We start from the raw sequence: 3,674 nt of genomic DNA, 5'->3' as shown, positions 1-3,674 counted from the left end.
GATGAAACACTGAAAATTCGTGAATCGTGTCCGGTATCCGTGTCCGTAATTAGGCTGAAGGTTTTTCCTCCTGTTATCCTCTGCCTTCTGCCCTCTGCCCTCTGCCTTCTGCCCTCTGCTCTCTGCCCTCTGCTCTCTGCCCTCTGCTCTCTGCCCTCTGCTATTTATCCCTGCTAATCCGTGTTAATCAGTGGCTGAACCGTTATAAAATATGTCCATCTTTCATTATAACTTGACCTTTAACTATGACCGTGGTTGCTTTCCCTTGAAGTTCCCAACCGTTAAAGGGGCAGTTTCTTCCCTTTGAATAAAATTTATCAACATCTACCTTCCATTTTTTCTCTAAGTCTATTATGGTTATATCTGTAGATATATTTGGTGTAAGACTTCCAAATCCAGCCTCTGCAAGTCCAAAAATTTTAGCTGGCAAGATAGTCATTTTTTCAATTGCTTGTTTGAGCGTTAAAATACCTGGCTTAACTAAATAAGTAAGGACTAAACCTAAAGTCGTTTCTAAACCAATAATTCCAAAAGGGGCTTGCTCCCACGGAACAGTTTTTTCTGTCGGTGTATGAGGAGCATGGTCACTGGCAATAATATCAATTATGCCGTTTGACAAACCCTCTTTTATTGCTTCTACATCCTCTTTAGCTCTTAGTGGAGGATTTACTTTTGCATTAGTCCCTATCTCCTTTTCATTCTCTTTTGACAGAATAAAGTGATGTGGTGTTGCTTCTGCCGTAATTTTTACCCCTCGTTTTTTTGCTTGTGCAATTTTTTCTACCGATGCCGCAAGACTAACATGTGAAATATGAATATTTGCGTCCGTCTCCTCCGCTAATTTAATATCACGCTCAATAAATCTATCCTCGGCGGTATATGGTTCAAGTAATGCAAACTGTCTCCCTAATTTCTCTATCATTCTTTGACGATATAATTCCGATTCTTCACAATGGGGATTGACCAGGATACCATATTCTCTACCCTTAATAAGGGCGTTTCTCATTAATTTATTACTTGCAACAGGTTGACCGTCATCCGAAAGTGCTTTAGCCCCCGCTTGTTTTAATTGGGGAACATTTACCAACATCTTCCCGTCCATTCTTTTTGATATACAAGCCTTTGAAAAGAAATGAACCAGACTTTGTTCACGCGCAATTTCTAAAATATTTTTAAATCGTGAAGCCGTGTCAATTGGGGGATTAGTATTAGGTTCGGCGATGACTGTAGTAAATCCGCCGCTGACCGCCGCACACGAACCCGTATAAATATTTTCTTTGTATTCCTGTCCTGGTTGTCTAAAATGAACATGGACATCAATAAGACCAGGGACAACTAATTTATTTTTTGCATCTATAATTAAGGCGTCTTCATTTACAATATCTCTATCAATTTTTTTAACCTTATAGTCTTCGATTAAAATATCAAGTTCATCAGTTACGCCTCTACCCCCGGGTTGTAAAATAAGCCCCTTTTTTATTAAAAGTTTCATACATCTTCCTTTTGCAAGTTACCTCTATCTTTACCCCCCTTATTAGAGTTCTGCAAAACTAAGAAACTGTAGTTTTTAAGCGGGTATTTAAAACCTCTTTATCAATTTCCTCCAAAGAGCAAAATGCAAAAAGCAAATATAAAAATTACATATCAAAATGTAAAATTATCTCTTCCCTTTCAGCGTTAAAATACTTGAAGCAAAGATATTACCAATTTGAAATTTGATTTGTAATTTTGCATTTTGATATTTAATATTTGATATTTATTTGTTGTCTCCCCCAAATCCTATTTTGCAGAACCCTATTACCCCCTTATCCAAATAATTTAAACACCAAAAAGCATACAATTCCAAGAATAATAACCAGCATATAAGATTGTGCCAGGCCTGTCTGCAAGATTCTCAATATCATTCCCAGACCTCGTGAAAACCAGGCGACACCATTGACTAAACCATCGATTACCCGCAAATCAAAAATTAGCGTCCACTTTGTAAATCGATGTAACGGCTTAACAAATATAATCTCATAGAGTTCATCTACCCAGTATTTATGAAATGATAGTTGATAGAATGGATAAAATGCCTTTGCTATTTTTTCACATGAGACCCATTTGGCTCCATAAACTACCCATGCCACAAATATCCCCAGACAGGCCATAAATAATCCCAGATACATTATATTTTCAGTGCCTGAATGACTGGTATGCAATCCTTCAAAATGAATGAATTTGCCAATCCAATTACCACACAAGGGTGAACCGATAAGACCTGCCACGATAGAAAGTATAGCTAAAAGTATCAGCGGTATAGTCATCACTGCAGGTGATTCATGGATATGATGTTCGTGATGAGCGTGTGGGGCTTCATGCATTTTGCCCATAAAGACAACAAAGAAAAGCCTGAAGATATAAAATGCCGTTAAAAATACAGTGATGATGGCAAAGGAAAATAAAACCATATTACCGGAATTAAAGACGCTAATAAGTATTTCATCCTTGCTCCAGAATCCAGCTAAAGGTGGAATACCTGCCAGAGAAAGTGCGGCAATCACAAAAGTAGTGGCGGTAATTTTCATTGGTTTAAATAGACCACCCGCAGACCAAATATCATTAGTATGGATAGCATGGATAACACTGCCGGCACATAGAAACAAAAGTGCCTTGAAAAAGGCATGGGTCATCAGGTGAAATAGCCCGGCGGTATAACCACAAACCCCAAGTGCCAGCATCATATAGCCTAATTGGCTTAGTGTTGAATAGGCGATGATGCGTTTAATATCGTTTTGTGTCAGGGCAATAGTCGCGGCAAAAATAGCGGTAAAACCACCAATATAGGCAACTACCAGAAGGGCATCTGGAGAGACAAAAAACATCCCAAATAGCCTGCCGACTAAATAGACGCCTGCGGCAACCATTGTGGCGGCATGGATTAAGGCAGAAACCGGGGTTGGACCTTCCATAGCATCCGGTAACCAAACATGCAAAGGAAACTGGGCAGATTTGCCTACCGCACCGCAGAAAACTAACAACGCAATTATAGTCAAGGTTTGCTCCGGGGTAAGTCCCGGTAAAGCAGGTAAATTGCCGGCTTTAATTATCTCGCCAATCTCTTCAAAACCAAAACTACCAGTTAATTTAAATAAAAGCAAGATGCCAATCATAAACCCGACATCACCAACGCGTGTGGTAATAAATGCCTTTTTACCCGCCTCAGCCGCCGAGGGCTTATGATACCAATAACCAATCAATAAATACGAACAAACACCAACCAATTCCCAGAAGATATACATCTGTAAGAAATTATTGCTCAATACCAGCCCTAACATCGAGAAGGTAAAAAGCGAGAGAAAGGCATAGTATCTTGAAAATCCTGGGTCATGCTTACCATCTGACTCTCGCATATAGCCGCGGGAGTAAATCTGTATCATCAAACTGATAAAACTCACCACCACCAGCATCATTGCAGATAACTGGTCGATAACGATACTCAATTGGATATTGGTTGCCCCGGTTATAAACCAGCAAATATGTTCATTCGCCGCCTTGCCATTATTCATTACCCAATAGAATACTGCACAAGAAATAAGGAAGGACATAAAAATAGCCCCAATGGAGACATAAGAACTTAAATCCTTATTCTTCCGTGTCCAAAATACGATTATCGGCACGGCTAATAATGGTAA

The 3,674-nt window shown here is 39.4% G+C and carries 2 protein-coding genes; both read right to left on the bottom strand.

The annotated features are described in order from the left end of the window. Positions 1 to 202: 202 nt before the first annotated feature. A complete protein-coding gene (locus AB1422_17820) occupies positions 203 to 1,492 on the bottom strand; it encodes a dihydroorotase (GenBank protein MEW6621161.1) in 1,290 nt (429 codons plus the stop codon). Between the two features lie 313 nt (positions 1,493 to 1,805). Further along, positions 1,806 to 3,674: NADH-quinone oxidoreductase subunit L (nuoL, locus tag AB1422_17815; GenBank protein ID MEW6621160.1), on the bottom strand; the 1,869-nt coding region annotated here is incomplete at its 5' end.

This window comes from bacterium, assembly GCA_040757115.1.
Classification (GTDB): Bacteria; UBA9089; CG2-30-40-21; order CG2-30-40-21; family SBAY01; genus JBFLXS01.
This window is presented reverse-complemented; position numbering and strand designations above follow the sequence as displayed.

Excerpts from the sequence above, each read along its gene's own strand:
- AB1422_17820 (MEW6621161.1), bottom strand. The coding sequence starts at position 1,492 with ATGAAACTTTTAATAAAAAAGGGGCTTATTTTACAACCCGGGGGTAGA.